This window comes from Sphingobium sp. V4 (assembly GCF_029590555.1).
Lineage (GTDB): Bacteria > Pseudomonadota > Alphaproteobacteria > Sphingomonadales > Sphingomonadaceae > Sphingobium.
In genome coordinates, this window is sequence record NZ_CP081001.1 from 1,821,688 (window position 1) to 1,839,393 (window position 17,706).

Genomic DNA, 17,706 nt, shown 5'->3' on the forward strand with positions numbered 1-17,706 from the left:
GTTTTTCGTGAATAAGCCTTCCTATAGAAGATGCCATGAGAAGAATATTCGGGTGGATGCCCGCGATCGCAGCGATGGTCCAAGGCCCATGGGGCGGCAAGAATGACGGACCGGACGGGGACGGACAGAAGGGCGGCGGCGACAGCGGCCCCCGCAATCCGTGGACCCAGCCGGGCAAGCCCGGCGCGCCCAAGGGGCCTTCGGCCATTGAGGAGCTGCTGCGCCGGGGCCGCGAGAGCTTCGGCCAGGGCGGTGGCGGTCAGGGCGGCGGCTTTGGCGGCCTGCCCCCCCGCGCCAGCGGCAAGGCACTGTGGCCGATCGCCATCGGCCTGCTGGTTGTGCTGTGGCTGGTGCTGACCAGCTTCCACCGGGTCGGGCCGCAGGAGCGCGGCGTCGTCACCTTCCTGGGCAAATATAGCCGCACCCTCTCTCCCGGCATCAGCCTGACCCTGCCCGCCCCTTTCGAGGCGGTGACGACGGTCGATGTCGAGGAGATCCGCGCCATCGACATCGGGTCGGTGAGCGCGGAGAGCGAGAATCTGGTGCTGACCGGCGACCAGAACATCATCGACCTCGCCTATTCGGTGCGCTGGAACATCCGCAACCCGGAACTCTATCTGTTCCAGCTGTCCGACCCGGATTCGACGGTGCGCGAAGTGGCGGAAAGCGCGATGCGCTCCGTCCTCGCCAGCGTCAGCCTGGACGACGCGCTGGGCGCGGGGCGCACCAGCATCGAACAGCAGGTCGAGCAGCGGATGCAGGAGATTTTGGACGGATACCGGTCGGGCATCCGCATCCAGGGCGTCGCCATCAAGCAGGCCGATCCGCCGACTGCGGTGAATGACGCCTTCAAGGCGGTGTCGGCCGCGCAGCAGACCGCCCAGACCTACCTCAACGAAGCGCGCGCCGCCGCCCAGCAGGTGACGGCCAAGGCCCAGGGTGAGGCGGCGGCCTTCGACAAGGTCTACGAACAATATCGGCTGTCGCCCGACGTGACCCGCCGGCGCATGTATTATGAAACCATGGAGGGCGTGCTGTCCAACGTCGACAAGACCATCGTCGAAGGCAATAATGTAACGCCATACCTGCCCCTGCCCGAAATGAAGAAGCGGGCGCAGCCGGCGGCTGCCGCCGCCGCCAGCAGCACGGAGGGCCAGTGATGCCGATCCTGCGCCATCCCGTCGCCCTGGCCATCACCGCGCTGATCGCGCTCATCATTCTGGGCAGCACGATCGCGATCGTGCCCGAAACCCGCCAGGGCGTGATCGTCCGCTTCGGCGAGCCGAAGGCCATCGTCAACCGCTATCGCGCCAATGAGAGTTTCGGCCAGACCGGTGCCGGCATCATCGTCCGGGTGCCGTTCATCGACCAGATCGTCTGGATCGACAAGCGCGTGCTGTCGGTCGAGATGGAGCGGCAGCAGGTGCTTTCGACCGACCAGTTGCGGCTTCAGGTCGACGCCTTCGCCCGCTACCGCATCGTCGATCCGCTGCGCATGTACATCGCCGCAGGAAGCGAGGAACGGGTGTCCGACGCGCTGCGCCCGATCCTGGGATCGGCGCTGCGCAACGAACTGGGCAAGCGGCCCTTCGCCGCCCTGCTCTCGCCCGAACGCGGCCAGGTGATGCAGAATATCGAAACCGGCCTCAACCGCGTCGCCCGCCAATATGGCGCGGAGATCGTGGACGTGCGGATCAAGCGCGCCGACCTGCCCGACGGCACGCCTCTGGAAAGCGCCTTCACTCGGATGCGTACCGCGCGCGAGCAGGAAGCCCTCACCATCCGCGCGCAGGGCGCCAAGCAGGCGCAGATCATCCGCGCCGAGGCCGACGCCAACGCCGCGCGCATCTACGCCGAGAGTTTCGGCAAGGATCCCGACTTCTACGATTTCTATCGGGGGATGCAGAGCTATCGCTATACCTTCTCGCCCGACCGCAGCGGGCAGACCAGCATCATCCTGTCGCCGGACAATGAATTCCTGCGCCAGTTTCAGGGACGGCGCTGATCGTTCCGGGATCATTACGGAACCAGCGCCATTCAATGAGGGTTAAGGCAAGGCGGCGCATGTCAGGATTTCCCCGGAGTCCCGCCTTCCATTTCCTGAAGACCAGAAGAGGACCGTCACGAGTGCGTTACGCTTATGCCATTACCGGCGCCCTGCTGCTCGGCGGCACCGCCATCGCCGTTACCACCAGCTCCAATGTCGGCGCGCAGGTCGCGCAGAATGAAGGGTTGCAGGCGGCGGCCCCGCAGGGCGCCCCGGCCAGCCTGGCCGACATGGTCGAGAAGCTGCAGCCGGCCGTCGTCAATATTTCCACCAAGCAGCGCGTCCAGGTGCAGAATCCCTTCGCCGGCACCCCGTTCGGCGAGCTGTTCGGCCAGCGCGGCGGCCAGCCCCAGACCCGTCAGGCCCAGTCGCTGGGGTCGGGCTTCATCATTTCGGCCGACGGCTATATCGTCACCAACAATCATGTCGTGTCGGCCGGCGCCGAAGGCGCGACGGTCGAGCAGATCACCGTCACCCTGACCAACAAGGAAGAATTCACCGCCAAGCTGGTCGGCCGCGATCCGGCCACCGACCTGGCCGTGCTCAAGATCGAATCGTCCAAGCCGCTGCCCTTCGTCAAGTTCGGCGACAGCACCAAGTCGCGCGTCGGCGACTGGGTGGTGGCGATCGGCAACCCCTTCGCCCTGTCGGGCACGGTGACGGCGGGCATCATTTCCGCGGTGCATCGCGGCACCGGCGGCACCTATGACAAGTTCATCCAGACCGACGCGTCGATCAACCAGGGCAATAGCGGCGGCCCGATGTTCGACATGCGCGGCAATGTGATCGGCATCAACAGCCAGATCCTTTCGCCGTCGGGCGGCAATGTCGGCATCGGCTTCGCCATTCCTTCGGAACAGGCGGCACCGATCGTGCAGACGCTGATGAAGGGCCAGGCCGTCAAGCGCGGCTATCTGGGCGTGCAGATCAGTCCGCTGGGCGAGGATCTGGCCGACTCGCTGGGCCTGGCCAAGAATCGCGGCGAGTTCGTGCAGGGCGTCGAACCCGGCAAGGGCGCCGAGAAGGCCGGGATCAAGGCGGGCGATGTCATCGTCAGCGTCGCCGGGCAGGAGGTCAGCCCCGACCAGAATCTGTCCTCGATCGTCGCAAGCCAGCCGATCGGGTCGCGGGTGCCGATCGTCCTCATCCGCAACGGTCAGCGCCAGACGGTGACGGCCGTGGTGGGCGAGCGCCCGTCCGAGGACGAGCTGAACAGCTTTGCCCCGCAGCCGGATGAGGATTTCAGCCAGCAGGAGCAGAATCCGGGCCAGGCGGCGCAGCAGTCGCTCGGCATTTCGGCGATCCCGCTGACGCCGGGCATCATCCGCCAGCTGGGCATCGCGGCCGACACGCGCGGCATCGTCATCACCGCCGTCGATGCGTCGACCGACGCGGGCACCAAGGGGCTGCGGCGCGGCGACGTAATCATCACCGCCAATAATCGTCCGGTGACGACCCAGGCGGAGCTGGACGCACAGGTCAAGGCGGTGGGCAGCCAGGGCCGCAACGCGATCCTGCTCCAGGTGCTGCGCCGCGGCCAGCAGCCGATCTTCCTGCCGGTGCGCCTGCGCGACAAGTAAGTGAAATTCCTCCCCTTGTGGGAGGAACAGATGTGCGTTTTATTCCGTCATCCCCGCCTTTGCAGGGATGACGGATTTTTTGTTGGGGAAGGATCGGGGATGAGCGACGGTATCTTCATCGGACTGGGCGCGCCGGAAAAGGATGGCGGCGTTCCCCAGACGCTCAACCTGCGCCGCGCCAACCGCCATGGGCTGATCGCGGGGGCGACCGGCACCGGCAAGACCGTGACGTTGCAGGGCATTGCCGAAAGTTTTTCAGCGCGCGGCGTGCCGGTGTTCATGGCCGATGTGAAGGGCGACCTGGCCGGCATCGCCATGGCCGGCTCCCCCACCGCGAAAAATGCCGACAAGCTGGTGGCGCGGGCGACGGAAATCGGCCTGAGCGATTACAGCTATGCCGACAATCCCGCGATCTTCTGGGATCTCTACGGGCAGCAGGGCCATCCGATCCGCACCACGGTGAGCGAGATGGGGCCGCTGCTGCTCGCGCGGCTGATGGGCCTCAACGAAACGCAGGAAGGCGTGCTGTCGATCGCCTTCCGATATGCCGACGAGGAAGGGCTGTTGCTGCTGGACCTGGGCGATCTTCAGGCGATGCTGGCATGGTGCGCGGAGAATGCGGATGACCTGTCGGCCCGCTATGGCAATGTCACCAAGGCGAGCGTGGGCGCGATCCAGCGGCAGCTGCTCCAGCTCGATTCACAGGGCGGCGACCATTTCTTCGGCGAGCCGGCGCTCGACATACATGATTTCCTGAAGGTCGACGATCAGGGGCGCGGCTATGTGAACATATTGGCCGCAGACAAGCTGATGCAGAGCCCGAAACTCTATGCGACCTTCCTGCTGTGGCTGCTGTCCGAACTGTTCGAGACGCTGCCCGAAGTGGGCGACCCGGACAAGCCGGTGCTGGTCTTCTTCTTCGACGAGGCGCATCTGCTGTTCGACGACGCGCCCAAGGCGCTGACCGACAAGATCGAGCAGGTCGTGCGGCTGATCCGGTCCAAGGGCGTGGGCGTCTATTTCGTGACCCAGAACCCGATCGACATTCCCGAGGAAGTGGCGGGCCAGCTGGGCAACCGGGTGCAACATGCGCTGCGCGCCTTCACCCCGCGCGACCAGAAGGCGATCAGGGCCGCCGCCGAGACGTTCCGCATCAACCCGGACCTCGACGTGGAGACCGCGATCACCGAACTGAAGGTGGGCGAAGCGCTGGTGTCGCTGTTGCAGGAGGATGGATCGCCGGGCATCGTCCAGCGCACGCTGATCGCCCCGCCCCGATCGCGGCTGGGGCCGGTGGAGGCGAAGGAACGGGCGATCATCCAGTCCATCTCCCCCTGCGCGGGCACATATGACGAGACGGTCGACCGGGAGTCGGCGGAGGAGATACTGGCGGCGCGCGGCAATGCCGCGGCGGCGGCCGCGCAGGCGAAACAGGCGCAGGCCGAGGCGGAAAAGGCCGCCGCCGCGCAGGCCAGGGTGGAGGCGAAACAGCGCGAGGCGGACCTGAAGGAGCAGGCGCGGCGCGACGCGGCCGCGGCGCGGGAAGCGGCGAAGCCCTCCTCCCTCGACAAGGCGGTGCAGTCGGCGGCGCGATCCGCCGCTTCCTCGGTCGGGCGGCAGGTCGCCAACGAACTGGGCCGCGCGGTGTTCGGCGGATCGAGCCGCCGATCCTCCTCGGGCGGAATCGCCGGCAAACTGGTGCGCGGCATATTGGGCAGCCTGTTCAAATAGGGTAGGATGGCGCGCCGGCAGGGAGGCGGCGCGGCATGAAAGCGACTACGATCTGGACAGGTGTGGCGATGTTGGCGACCAGCCCCATCCATGCCCAAATGGTTATTCATCCCCGCAACATCGTGGGCGCCGCGATCGCCAGCGACATCGTGCGCGACCGGCAGGCGGAGCGGGCGGCGCGGCGCACCCCCTATGCGGCGCCCGGCCATGGCCCGATCGCAACCGCCACCGCCGCGCGCGACGCCTGCGCGGCCAAGGCGCTCGACCAGGCCGGCCCGGACGCGAAGCTGATCGGCAAGGCCCGCGCCAGCAGCATGTCGACCGGATGGGAAGTGGAAGGATTGATCGCCCTGCCCGGCGGCGGCGACCTGCCCTTCGTCTGTTCGGTGCGCAACGGATCGGTCAGCGGCGTGTTGTTGCGGCGGTAGGAGGGCAACGGGGCGCGGATGGCCGGGATGCGGGCTGTCGTGGCATAGGGAGCATGGGCCGGTTTGCGCCACAATAGGACGTTGAGCGGCATCATCAGACCTTCCAAAAGCGGTCGTTTAATCTGCTGATGGCGGACGACTAGGCTGGCGCGTTCGCGATGGCTTCGAAAACCACCGGTAGCGCAACGGGGCAGAAAAACGTGTGCTCGGATAAGACATGCTCTATAACCGCCTTCAGGAGTTCGCCCTTACCTCGGTTCTTCCATTTGTTAAGCGCCGGAAATTTCTCTGCCAGAGCAGTTTCGAGTGCATGATCGTCGGTTTCGAGATACGCGCGCAAGACCTTCCCCTTTGCCCCGCCAAGATAGGACACTTCGACGCGGTCTATCTCGTTGGGGAAAACTGCTATCTGGATCGCATCGATCAGTCGTTGAAGCTCTACAGGCCCAAGGCTCAGCGCCCCCGTAAAGCGGTCGATGTCCTGAAGCCCCTCTGGCAGGCGTCGCTCTTTCATCAGAAGCAAGGCTACCAGAAGTGGGTCGAGAAGAACGTTCTCAATACCATTTCGCTCGCCACCAGCCACGACCTTGATCCGATCTGTGGAAACGGCTTCCCCGTCCCAATCGATAATGCCGAAGATTGATGAGTTGCCAAGCTCAGTTAGGCGATCGACCGTCTGTTTGACGATTGTGCAGCCAGCATTGAATTCACCGTTGTTTTTGTCGCGCAGTCCCGTCGAAAGGAAGTTTAGCTCGCGCTCGCATCGAGTGTGCGCCTTGATTAGCGCGTAAACACTTTCATAGATCGCGGCATCGGTGTCACTTTCCGCGAATACTTGACGGCGGCCCGAATAGTTTATCGAAAGCGTTGGAACACCGAAGGTTAGCCCATTGAGGGCGTCCTGCTTAGAAATTTTTGTCAGTCCTGAGTGTCCATCCTTCATTTCAAACAAAGATTCATCAGGCGCGAGGGCGACAGTAGTAGGTGAGTGGGTCGTTATTATGCAGTAAAGACCTTGCTCCTCAACCAGGCCGTGCTGGACGGCTCCAAGCCACCTATTGACCATTTCAGGGTGAAGCGAAGCGTCCATCTCGTCCAACAAAAGAATTTGTGGTCGTGACACCGATATGAAGTGATCATCGTAATGGAATGAAGAGACTGCAAATTGCAGTAGGACTTTCTCACCCGAGGAGAGGTTTTGCGGATTTACAATATGGTCGGTTCCAACCTTCTTAAGGTTTACAGTGACCGGATCGAAATTGAAGAGGCTGGGCGGCGTAACTTCGTAGGGCAGACCGAACGCAGCGAGAGTTTCGTTTATCTGCTCCCATGGCGGGCCACCAAAGCTCGCAATAAAATTTTCTTCGCTCATGGCCAACGCTGTACCGAGTTCGGCGTCGCCTATTCGTAGAAGCCGGTTCTGGACCAGAGCGTCGCGATATTTGCCGAACAAGAGCGGCAGGTTTGTGGAGAACTGATCCGTATTGCCCCATGGCGCGAACAGTTTCATCTGCGTCATGTTGACCTGCAGCGGGGGGATGCCGAGTTTCACCGCGACCCGCTTCGCGACCTCCTGCATCTGCGAGGGTTGCATTCCCCGATGGCCTCGCATCATGGGCGAATTTTTGTGGTAGGGTGTTATGAATGCTTGCTCCGCTGCCGCAAATATACTTTCGATCCGACCGGCATCCGTCTCACCGAGCCTATGGGCGACCTCCGTCGCTCCAAGCCGCCAAACGTCTTCTCCTGGCTGCAATATCAACGCGAGCTGCTGGTTGGCTGCTTCATCGAGTGCTGCGCGCTGCGTCGCCAATATTTCTAGCCGTGTTTGCTCGAAAGTCCCCATCATCAAGGTCGAAGGATCGAGCCCGTTTTGCGCGCCGTTATAAGCCTGTCCTAGGTCAAGGACGCGGCCGTCCTGGCCAAGCAGCTTTATGTGCGGATTGATGTTACCGATAGCGCCGGGCTGGGTCGCGACCACCGAATTAGCAACATGGCCGCTGGCGATAGCCTGTAACAGGTGGCTCTTTCCGCTGCCGTTAAGTCCTACAATCACGGTGAATGGGGGAAGCTCGATATCGGGAAACGCCGATAAGGATAAATGCGGTTGTTTGAACGAAAGCAGCACTCAACGAATCCCCGACTTCAGGTTGTGCCGCAAGTCTATAGGAAGCCCTGATCAGAGAAAGCATCTTTGGTCCATGTTGCATGGCAGTGGGCGGGTTAGCGGGCGCGAATGGTTGCTTTTCCAATTTGGCAACATCGCAGCGGCCAGTCCGCATTCGGCCATTAACGGCCAATGATGGCCGGCAAAGCAAATCTTGTCGGGGCCGGGGCGGCGTGGTGGTTGCCACCGCGCAGCAAGCGCCGCTAAAGCCCTGATCATGACGGCTTCCCTCCCGCATCGGCATCCGCTGCGCTTCGCCAATTTCCGGGCTTATCTGGTCGGCCGCCTGGCGGCCGTGCTGGCGCAATATGGCATGATGATCGTGCTGGGGTGGCAGGCCTATAATATCGCGCGGGAGACGATGACGACGGCGGGCGCTTCGGCGCAGCTGGGCCTGATCGGACTGGCGCAGTTCCTGCCGCTCTTCTTCCTGACCCCGGTCACCGGATGGGTGGCGGATCATTATGACCGGCGCCTCATCACCCGGCTCACGCTGACGATGCTGACCGCCGCGTCGGCGTTGCTCGCCTTCGCCACCCATCAGGGCTGGGTCAGCCTGCCGCTGATCTTCGGCATCGCCATGATCGTGGGCATCGCCCGCGCCTTCAACGGTCCTGCCTATGGCGCGCTGGCCCCCAATCTGGTGCCGACCGAGGTGCTGCCCAACGCGATCGCCATTTCCGCCGTCGTGTGGCAGGCCGGCATGATCGCCGGGCCGGCGCTGGGCGGCTATGCCTATGCGGCGACGCCCTGGGGCGCCTATGCGCTGGCCGCCGCGCTGTTTGCGGTGGCGCTGGTGGCGATGCTGATGATCGGCAAGGTGCCGCAGCCGCCGCGCGACACCAGCCGCCACCCGGTCCGCCAGATGATCGACGGGCTGACCTATGTGCGGGGCAACCGGCTGGTGCTGGCGACGATCACGCTGGACCTGTTCGCGGTGCTGCTGGCGGGGGCGACGGCGCTGCTGCCCGTCTATGCGCGCGACATATTGCATGTGGGATCGGCGGGGCTGGGCCATCTGGCCGCTGCGCCGGGCATCGGCGCGGGGGTGACGGCGCTCTGGTTCTCGTTCCGGCCGATGAAGCGCGAGGTGGGCTTGAAGATGCTGGGCGCGGTCATCCTGTTCGGCGTCGCCACCATCATCTTCGGCTGCACCGCCTTCCTGCCCCGCGGCCTGGCCATGGAGGTCGGCATCGGCGCGCTGGTCGTGCTGGGCGCGGCCGACATGGTGTCGGTCTTCGTGCGCCAGTCGCTGGTGCAGATCCACACGCCGGACGCCATGCGCGGGCGGGTGTCGAGCCTGTCCCAGCTCACCATTTCCGCCTCCAACGAACTGGGCGAGGCCGAATCCGGTTTCCTCGCCGCGCTGGTCGGCCCGATCGCGGCGGTGATCGGCGGCGGCGTTGGCGCTATCATCATCACCCTTATTTGGGCGCGACTCTTTCCCGAATTGCGCCTAGCACGTAGCTTCGATCCACCCGAAATCGGACGAGCGGAGATCAGCCAGGAGAAGCCCTCATGAAAGCTGCCACGATTCTCGACACCATCGGCAACACGCCGCATATTCGCGTCAACCGGCTGTTCGGCGACGCACCGGATGGCACGGAAGTCTGGATCAAGTCCGAACGGTCGAACCCCGGCGGGTCGATCAAGGACCGCATCGCCCTCGCCATGATCGAGGCGGCCGAAGCATCGGGCGAGCTCAAGCCCGGCGGCACCATCATCGAGCCGACTTCGGGCAATACCGGCGTGGGCCTGGCCATGGTCGCGGCGGTCAAGGGCTACAAGCTGGTGCTGGTCATGCCCGAAAGCATGTCGATCGAGCGCCGCCGGCTGATGCTGGCCTATGGCGCGAGCTTCGACCTGACCCCGCGCGAGAAGGGCATGAAGGGCGCGATCGAGCGCGCGCTGGAACTGGTGGCGCAGACCCCCGACAGCTGGATGCCCCAGCAGTTCGAGAACCCGGCCAATATCGACGTGCATGTCCGCACCACGGCGCAGGAAATCCTGGCCGACTTCGCCGACGCGCCGATCGACGTGCTGGTAACGGGCGTCGGCACCGGCGGCCACATCACCGGCGTCGCGGAAGTGCTGAAAAAAGCATGGCCGGGCCTGAAGGTCTATGCGGTCGAACCGACCCTGTCCCCGGTCATCAGCGGCGGCCAGCCCGGCCCGCACCCGATCCAGGGCATCGGCGCGGGCTTCATCCCGGCGAACCTGCACACCCAGCTGCTGGACGGGGTGATCCAGGTCGATCCGGCCGACGCGAAGGAGTATGCGCGCAAGGCCGCGCGCGAGGAAGGGATGCTGATTGGCATATCATCGGGCGCGACGCTGGCGGGAATCGCGCAGAAGCTGAAGGAACTTGCCCCCGGCAGCCGTGTTCTGGGCTTCAACTATGATACCGGTGAACGCTATCTGTCGGTGCCGGACTTCCTGCCCGAATAAGGAACCAGAATACAGGTATGACCGGCAACCCCTATTCTTCACGGCCGCATCCGGCGATGTGGCTGGTGTGGCTGTTGCTGTTCGTCGGTCTCCCCATGGTGGTGTCCGGCTGGGAAAGCCGGCCGCACCATGATCGTGGCGCGCATTTCGGCCGGACGGACGCGGGAACGACCCGCCTGCGCCGTCCAGTCACGCCGCCCCCTTTGGTAGAGCCGGTCAAGGTCTTCGCCCTGGATGCCGATCGGGCGCGCGACCTGAACGCCAGGATTCCCTTCTCCCGCGATCCCAATCCCGCCGCCCGGCCATTCCTCTTCCGTGGATCGGAGATCGACCTCGCGCGGGCGACCGACTGCCTTGCCGCCGCCCAGCTTTACGAGGCCGGCGACGATGCGGTGGGCGAGCAGGCCGTGGCGCAGGTGGTGCTGAACCGGGTGCGTCATCCCGCCTTCCCCAAGACGGTATGCGGCGTCGTCTTCCAGGGGCAGGAACGGGCGACCGGTTGTCAGTTCACCTTTACCTGCGACGGCGCGCTGGCGCGCACGCCCTCTACCGGCGCCTGGGAACGGGCGCGGGAGATTGCCCGAGGCGCGCTAGCCGGCAAGGTGTTCAAGCCGGTCGGCCATGCCACCCATTATCATACCGACTGGGTCGTACCCTATTGGAGCAGCAGCCTGGACAAGGTCACTGCCGTCGGCACGCACCTCTTTTTCCGCTGGCGCGGCTGGTGGGGCACGCCGCCGGCCTTCCGCCGCAGCGACGAGCCGGGCGAACCGCTGATCGCCAAGATCGCGCGCCTGTCTCCGGCACATCTGGGCAGCCCCTTCCCTGTTCCCGGCACAATGACGCCCACCGGCGACAGCGCCGAAGCAATGGTCGCGCAGGCACGGAAGGCGATCGGCCTCGACCTCATCGGGAAGACCGTTGCCGGCGTGCGCCTGATTGCGCTGGCCGATGCGCGTAGCTTCCTCGTGGAATTACCCCGCGGCAGCCGCCCCGAAAGCTGGCCGATGAGCGCTCAGACCTTCTGCGCGGGTCGGCCACAGTGCCGGATCATGGGCTGGATCGCGCGCGACGCGCCCAAGGAGCTGCCGCTGACCCTCGACAATCTGGTGGCCATGCGCTTCTCCTATATTCACGATCTGCGGCATGGCTTGCAGCGCGCCCTGTGGAACTGCACGGCCACGCCGCGCGCAAACAAGGCCGAATGTATGCGCGATCGGCTGCCCGTGGTGGCGCCGGCGCCTCCGGCCACGGCGAGCGTCCCACCACTGAGCGGCGTGCGCCGCGACGATCGGTCCGACCGGATGGTGACACCGGCCAGCTCTGCCCCCGCCGCTACCGGCACAGCGACAACGGTTCAGCCACTTGGTTCAGGTTCCTGAGCCGGGAAGGAAAAGTAGCGGGTTTTGACTCACTGTTCGTCATGTTATTTTATAACAATCTGGCAGTGGGGCGTGATGATTACGCGGCGAGGCTTACTGGGACGGGCTGGCGGCATTCTTGGGTCGACATTGGGCAGCGGGCTGATGTTGAAAGCCGCTGCGACAGCCTCTCCGATCGGCGGCGATGGCTGGCCAGACGATCCGCCCTTCCGTTTTGCCGGCGACATGACCGATTTCGAGGCGGCACAGCGGGGGTTGCTGCCGCTCTATGACGTCAATCGCGATGTCGCGACCTTTGACGCAGCCTATTATGGTGCGATGACGCGGCCGGTGCAGGCAAGCTATGAGGCCCATTCCCGCTGGGTAAACCAGAATCATGCGCTTTTCCTGCGCAATGGTGCGCCCGGCCATCCGCGCGACGGGGAGTTGGACCGGTCGCGCGCGGCGGTAGCAAGGCTGCTCGGCGCATCGACCGGGGAAATTGCGCTGGCGGGCGGCGGGACCGAGGCGCTCTATGCGCTGATCGCCAACTATGCACTGCTGAAGGCGGGCGATGCAGTGATTTACGCCGATGTCGACTATGACGAGATGCAATATGCCTGCGACTATCTGGAACAAAGCCGGGGCGTGCGGATCGTCCGCTTCAGCCTGCCCGAACCGCACAACGAAGCCAATATCCTGGCGGCTTATGACAGGGTATTGACGGACACCCCACGCGCCAGACTGCTGCTGCTCACGCACCTGTCGAACCGCAACGGGCTGGTGCCGCCGGTGAAGGCGATCGTCGCCATGGCGAGGGCACGCGGGGTAGACGTGATCCTGGACAGCGCGCAGGCGTTGGGACATATCCCCTTCACCGTTGATGATATCGGCGCGGACTTCATTGGCTTTTCGCTGCACAAATGGTTGGCGGCACCGCTGGGCACCGGAGGCATCTATATCCGTGAGGAAAGGTTGCGGGACATAGCGCCCTGGCTGGGCAACCGCATCCATGGGCCGGAGGATATTCGCGCGCGCATCCCGACTGGAACCGTCGATTTCGCCGCACGGCTGACCGTGCCGCGCGCGATCGAGGTGCATGAGGCGATCGGCGCCGAAGCCAAATATCGCCATCTGCTCAGGTTGCGCGACTACTGGATCGATCGTGTCCGCGACATCAGGGGACTGGAAATCCTGCTCCCGGAGACCGCCGGTCGCCATGGAGCGGTGATGGGCTTTCGCCTGCCCGGCATGACCGGACCTGACGATGCGAAAACGGCAGCCAAACTGTTCCTGGAAAAATATGGGCTGCTACTGGTGGCGAAGGCGGGGCTGGCGTCGGGACCGGTGCTGCGCGTTACACCCGCGCTGTTCAACACCAGCGCGGAACTGGACCGGCTGGTCGCGGCGATCCGGGCGGAGCGCGCCCGGTTCGCCTGAAACGCTGAAGTCCGATGCGCGGACGTCAGGATGAAAACGGGCTGGACGCAGTGATCTGGCGCCGGCTCTTCCTCGCGACAAGAGCGGCAGGCCTGCTCCTCTCGCTCTTCACCATTCATAGGCCTTGGGCAGTGCGCCTTCGGTGGGTGTGGCGTAACGGTCGCGCAGCTTGGTCTGGCGGTTTTCGACCGGCTGCTGGACACCGTCGATCCAGACCGCGACCGGGGCGGAAGTCATTTCGAGCGGATCGCCGTCCCAGATCACCACGTCGCCCGCCTTGCCGGGCTTGAGCGAGCCGATCCGGTCGCCCAGACCCATCGCCTCGGCCGGGGCGGAGGTGATGGTGCGCAGCGCCTGGCCCCAGCTGAGCCCGGTCGCGCCGGGCACTTTGGTCAGCGCGACCATATTGCCCGCCTGCTGCGTCGCGTGACGCAGTTGCAGCGCGTCGTCGCCGGTCAGCATGCCCATCGAAACGCTGACGCCAGCCTTCACCATGCGACCGACATTGCTCTGGGTCGCGGCCAGTTTCTCGAAACTGGAGGGCAGGTCTTCCAGGCCCGCGGTGATGACCGGCACCCTGGCGGCCGCGATCCGGGGGGCGACCATCCAGCCTTCGGTCGCGCCGGCGAGAATGAGCTTGAGCGCCGGAAAGTCCTGGCGCAGCGCCAGAACAGCCAATATGTCGCGCGCGCTTTCGGCGTGGACCATGAGCGGCATCGCGCCGGTGACGACCGGCACCAGCGCCTGCGCGTCGACGCGGTTGAGGAGCGCATCCTTCGAGTAGCCGTCATAGGTGGCGGGCGCTTTCGCATAGTCCTGCGCTTGCGCCAGCATCATGCGGAAGGTGAGGATCATCGCCGCGCGGCTGCCGCCCGCCTCGCCCGCGCCCGCTTCGCCCATTTCGACATATTGGAAAGCGCGCGCCTTGGTGATCGGATCGAGATCGGCGCCCAGATCGACCACTGCACCCTGGCCGGCGAAGATGTTGGTGCCGGTCGCCGGTGCGACCACCGCGCGGGTGATGCCGGCGGTGCGGCTGACAGCGATGGGGTTGGCGAGCGGGTTGATCGCCGGCGCGACGTCGATCGCGGCGGAGAAGGGCGAGCGGGCGCTGGTGTCGTTGGTTTCCTTGACCGCCGGCACTTCGGCGAGGCCGATGCGCGAGAAGCCCGAGACGAGGCCCGGCGTCACCCATTTGCCGGCGGCGTCGATCGTCTTGGCGCCCGGAGGGACCGCGACGCCCGCGCCGGCCGCAACGACCTTGCCGGCGCTGATGACCACCGTACCGTTCCTGATCGGTTCGGAGCCGTCGCCGATCGCCAGGGTCGCGCCGGTGATGGCGAGGGATTGCGCCAGGGCCGGATGAGAAAACGCCAAGGCCAACACAGCAAGAGCCGTGCGTTTCGAGCCTGGTCGAGAGACTGGAGAACCGGCCTTGGCGCTTATCGACTTCGCGCGAAGCGAACGGAGGTCTTTTGGCACGTTCATTTCACGTCTCCCGCGCCGATCTGGCCCAGTTCGAAGTCGACCACAGGCCGCAGCTTCGGATCGGCGCTGTCATAGAGCAGGGCGCCGTCGATCCAGACCTTTTCGGGGCGCGTATAGGTGCTGAACGGGTTTCCGTTCCACAGGACGACATCGGCCATCTTGCCGACCTTCAGGCTGCCGGTCCGGTCGGCGATGCCCATGGCACGCGCCGGGTTGATGGCGAGCCAGGTCCATGCCGTTTCGTCGGCTATGTCGATGCCCATGCGCCGTCCGGCGCCCAGCGCCTTGGCCGCTTCCTGGTTCAGGCGCTGGATGCCGTCCTGATCGTCGCTATGGACGATCGCGCAGGCGCCCGCCCGATGCACCAGCGGAACATTCTCCCTAATCCCATCATAGGCCTCCATCTTGAAGCCATACCAGTCGCCCCAAAGCGCCGAGCAGATGCCGTTGTCGCGCAGCAGGTCGGCGATCTTGTACGCCTCGACCGCGTGATGGAAGGTCGACACGCGGTAGCCGAATTCCTTGCTCATATCGATGACATTGGCCATCTCGTCCGCGCGGTAGCAATGATTGTGGACCAGGATCTTGCCTTCGAGCACGTCAGCGAGCGTTTCCATCGCGAGATCGCGGGTCTGGTCCTTCCCCGCTGCACGCTTCTTCTGATATTCCCGCGCCTTGATCCAGGTCTGGCGGTTGACCGCCATATTGCCCATGCGGGTGCTGGGTTCGCGGCCCTTGGCGCCATAGACGCGCTTCGGATTTTCACCGCAGGCCATTTTGAGGCCTTGCGGCGCGCCCGGGAATTTCATCCCCTGCATGGTGCGGGCGGGGACATTTTTGAGCGTGACGCTGCGCCCCCCGAACAGGTTGGCGGAACCGGGCAAGATCTGGAGACTGGTGACGCCGCCATTGGCGAGCGCGCGGGTGAAGCCGGCATCCTGCGGCCAGATGCTGTGTTCGGCCCAGACATGGGGCGTGACAGGCGATGTCGCTTCATTGCCGTCGGACAGCGCATCGACGCCGGGCGAAGGATAGTCGCCCAGATGACTGTGGATGTCGATCACGCCGGGGGTCACATATTTGCCGGTGCCGTCGAACACGGCGATGTCGGCCGGGATCGGCGTGTCCGGGCCGCCGATCGCCGTCACCTTGCCATCCGAGAGGAACAGGACGCCATTGTCGATGCGCCCCCCTTCCCCGTCGAAGATGGTCGCGCCACGGATCACCGTCGGACGACCGGGATAGGGCTTGTAGGTGGAAGGATAAGGATTTTCCGGTTCAGCCGATGACGCCTGCGTGGCGGGTGGCGGATCCTTTTCCTTCTTCGCCGCGACCGGCCCCGCGCTGCCCGCCAGCAGCGCCGCAACCAGCAGGAGCCTGCCGCCCTTGCTCATGCCCCGCTCGATCAATGTTTTTCCTCCGAACCGATGCTGTCGAGATGCATCATGCGTTTGACATAGGGCGAAACGAGCAGGACCAGCCCGCCCACGACGACGGCGAACCAGCCAATCCGCGTATAGATGTCCAGCACCTGGGTCACATTCCCCGCCTCGCCGCTGCCGGTCGCGCGGGCGATGAGACCCGCGATGAAATTGCCCGCCGCCATGGCGAGAAACCAGGTGCCCATGACGAGGCCGACCATCGACGACACCGACAGCCGCGTCATGGCGGACAGGCCGACCGGCGAGAAGCAGAGTTCCGCCATGGTGTGGAAGAGATAGATGAGGAAGACGAAGAGGACGGGGGTGAGATTTTCCCCCGCCATCGCCGCGCCCGCCACCAGCACGAGGAAGCCCGCGCCGCACAGGATGAGGCCTATCCCGAACTTGGCAGGCGAGGACGGCTCCAGCCGGCGCTTGTCGAGGAAGGTCCAGAGCAGCGCGAAGAGCGGGGCAAGCAGAATGATGAAGACCGAATTGACCGACTGGAACAGCGATGCCGGAACATCCCAGCCCAGGATGTTGCGGTCGACATTGCGATCGGTAAAGATATTGAGCGACGAGCCCGTCTGTTCGAACAGCCCCCAGAAAAGCGGGTTGAGCGCAATCAGGAAAAGCGCCGCGAACATGCGATCGCGGTCCACCTTGCCCAGCGTGCCGAGGGTGCGCCAGAGGATGTAGACGACAGTCAGCGCCGAAAAGCCGAGCAGCGCGTAGCCCAGCAATTCGGCATAGCGGATCACGAGCCAGATGCCGACGACTCCCAGCGCCGCGCCGAGATAGATGGTCCATTCCTGGCTGAGCCCCGTCGCCGTGGGCGCGCGCAACTGCTGCGGCGCGGGCGGCTCGCCCTTGCCCAGCAGCCAGGGCTTCAGCCACACGAACATGACGAGGCCGAGCAGCATCCCCACGCCTGCCGCACCGAAGCCCCAACTCCAGCCCCACAGCTCACCGAGCAGGCCGCAGACGATCGGCCCGAGCATCCCGCCCATGTTGATGCCCATGTAGAAGATGGAGAAGGCCGGGTCGCGGCGATGGTCGTCGCGCGGATAGAGTTCGCCGACCAGCACGGAGATATTGGCCTTGAGGAAGCCAGTGCCGACGATGATGCTGGCGAGCGCGAGATAGAAGCCGTTGAGAAAGACCGGGTCCTGTCCGCCCGGCCCTTCGGTGACGGCGATCAGGAAATGGCCGATCGCGATAAAAACGCCGCCGACCAGCACCGCCTTGCGCGGACCGAGGAATCGGTCGGACAGATAACCGCCGATGACCGGCGTGATGTAGACCAGCGACGTATAGGCGCCATAGAGAAGATAGGCCTTGTCCTCGCCGAAGAGGAAATGCTTGGTCAGGTAGAAGATCAGGATGGCGCGCATCCCGTAATAGGAAAAGCGTTCCCACATTTCCGCGAAGAACAACAGAAAGAGTCCACGCGGATGGCCAAGCCAGGTCTTGCCCGCTTGCGCCGTTGCCATGTCCGAGGTCGCCATGAGGCCCCTTTTATCTATTTTGTGCGTCGGGCCGCAGCGGCGCCGATCAGGATGGCGCGCAACCTAGGGCGGAACCGATCATCCTGT

General features: G+C 64.7%; 13 protein-coding genes. 9 read left to right on the plus strand and 4 right to left on the minus strand.

Annotation, left to right across the window (positions count from 1 at the left end):
* Positions 1 to 35: 35 nt before the first annotated feature.
* From hflK to K3M67_RS09095, 5 genes are all read left to right on the plus strand, one after another.
* A complete protein-coding gene (gene hflK / locus K3M67_RS09075) occupies positions 36 to 1,160 on the plus strand; it encodes an FtsH protease activity modulator HflK (RefSeq protein WP_285831323.1) in 1,125 nt (374 codons plus the stop codon).
* Entirely contained in the window at positions 1,160 to 2,005 is an 846-nt protein-coding gene (gene hflC, locus K3M67_RS09080; RefSeq protein WP_066858431.1) for a protease modulator HflC, read from the plus strand. The genes hflK and hflC overlap by 1 nt, the downstream gene beginning before the upstream one ends.
* Before the next feature lie 122 nt (positions 2,006 to 2,127).
* A complete protein-coding gene (locus K3M67_RS09085; protein WP_066858428.1) occupies positions 2,128 to 3,627 on the plus strand; it encodes a Do family serine endopeptidase in 1,500 nt (499 codons plus the stop codon).
* Between the two features lie 99 nt (positions 3,628 to 3,726).
* Positions 3,727 to 5,358: a helicase HerA-like domain-containing protein gene (locus K3M67_RS09090; protein WP_066858425.1), complete on the plus strand. Its 1,632-nt coding sequence runs from the start codon at positions 3,727 to 3,729 to the stop codon at positions 5,356 to 5,358.
* 35 nt (positions 5,359 to 5,393) lie between these two features.
* Positions 5,394 to 5,786 (plus strand): hypothetical protein, encoded by a 393-nt coding sequence (locus K3M67_RS09095; RefSeq protein ID WP_285831324.1) that lies wholly within the window; start codon positions 5,394 to 5,396, stop codon positions 5,784 to 5,786.
* Positions 5,787 to 5,925: 139 nt separating this feature from the next.
* Here the strand turns inward: K3M67_RS09095 and K3M67_RS09100 are convergent, their stop codons facing one another.
* A complete protein-coding gene (locus K3M67_RS09100) occupies positions 5,926 to 7,914 on the minus strand; it encodes an AAA family ATPase (protein ID WP_285831325.1) in 1,989 nt (662 codons plus the stop codon).
* A gap of 256 nt (positions 7,915 to 8,170) precedes the next feature.
* Between K3M67_RS09100 and K3M67_RS09105 the strand changes: the two genes are divergently transcribed.
* The 4 genes from K3M67_RS09105 (at position 8,171) to K3M67_RS09120 (ending at position 13,202) form a co-directional block, all read left to right on the plus strand.
* A complete protein-coding gene (locus K3M67_RS09105; protein ID WP_285831326.1) occupies positions 8,171 to 9,475 on the plus strand; it encodes an MFS transporter in 1,305 nt (434 codons plus the stop codon).
* Positions 9,472 to 10,401 (plus strand): cysteine synthase A, encoded by a 930-nt coding sequence (gene cysK / locus K3M67_RS09110; protein WP_285831327.1) that lies wholly within the window; start codon positions 9,472 to 9,474, stop codon positions 10,399 to 10,401. The genes K3M67_RS09105 and cysK overlap by 4 nt, the downstream gene beginning before the upstream one ends.
* A 17-nt stretch (positions 10,402 to 10,418) precedes the next feature.
* Positions 10,419 to 11,783 carry a cell wall hydrolase gene (locus K3M67_RS09115; protein WP_285831328.1) on the plus strand — a complete coding sequence of 455 codons (1,365 nt, stop codon included), beginning with the start codon at positions 10,419 to 10,421 and terminating at the stop codon, positions 11,781 to 11,783.
* A 75-nt stretch (positions 11,784 to 11,858) separates the two neighbouring features.
* Complete coding sequence (locus K3M67_RS09120) at positions 11,859 to 13,202, plus strand: aminotransferase class V-fold PLP-dependent enzyme (protein ID WP_066862849.1); 1,344 nt, start codon at positions 11,859 to 11,861, stop codon at positions 13,200 to 13,202.
* Between the two features lie 108 nt (positions 13,203 to 13,310).
* On the opposite strand, the gene K3M67_RS09125 is transcribed toward K3M67_RS09120, so the two are convergent.
* From K3M67_RS09125 to K3M67_RS09135, 3 genes are read right to left on the minus strand one after another with little or no spacing between them, the layout of a single operon-like run.
* Complete coding sequence (locus tag K3M67_RS09125; protein ID WP_502958876.1) at positions 13,311 to 14,690, minus strand: amidohydrolase family protein; 1,380 nt, start codon at positions 14,688 to 14,690, stop codon at positions 13,311 to 13,313.
* Positions 14,687 to 16,084, minus strand: coding sequence for an amidohydrolase (locus K3M67_RS09130; RefSeq protein ID WP_066863006.1), 1,398 nt, complete (start codon positions 16,082 to 16,084; stop codon positions 14,687 to 14,689). The genes K3M67_RS09125 and K3M67_RS09130 overlap by 4 nt, the downstream gene beginning before the upstream one ends.
* Positions 16,085 to 16,095: 11 nt before the next feature.
* Positions 16,096 to 17,619, minus strand: coding sequence for a peptide MFS transporter (locus tag K3M67_RS09135; RefSeq protein ID WP_285831330.1), 1,524 nt, complete (start codon positions 17,617 to 17,619; stop codon positions 16,096 to 16,098).
* Positions 17,620 to 17,706 lie beyond the last annotated feature (87 nt).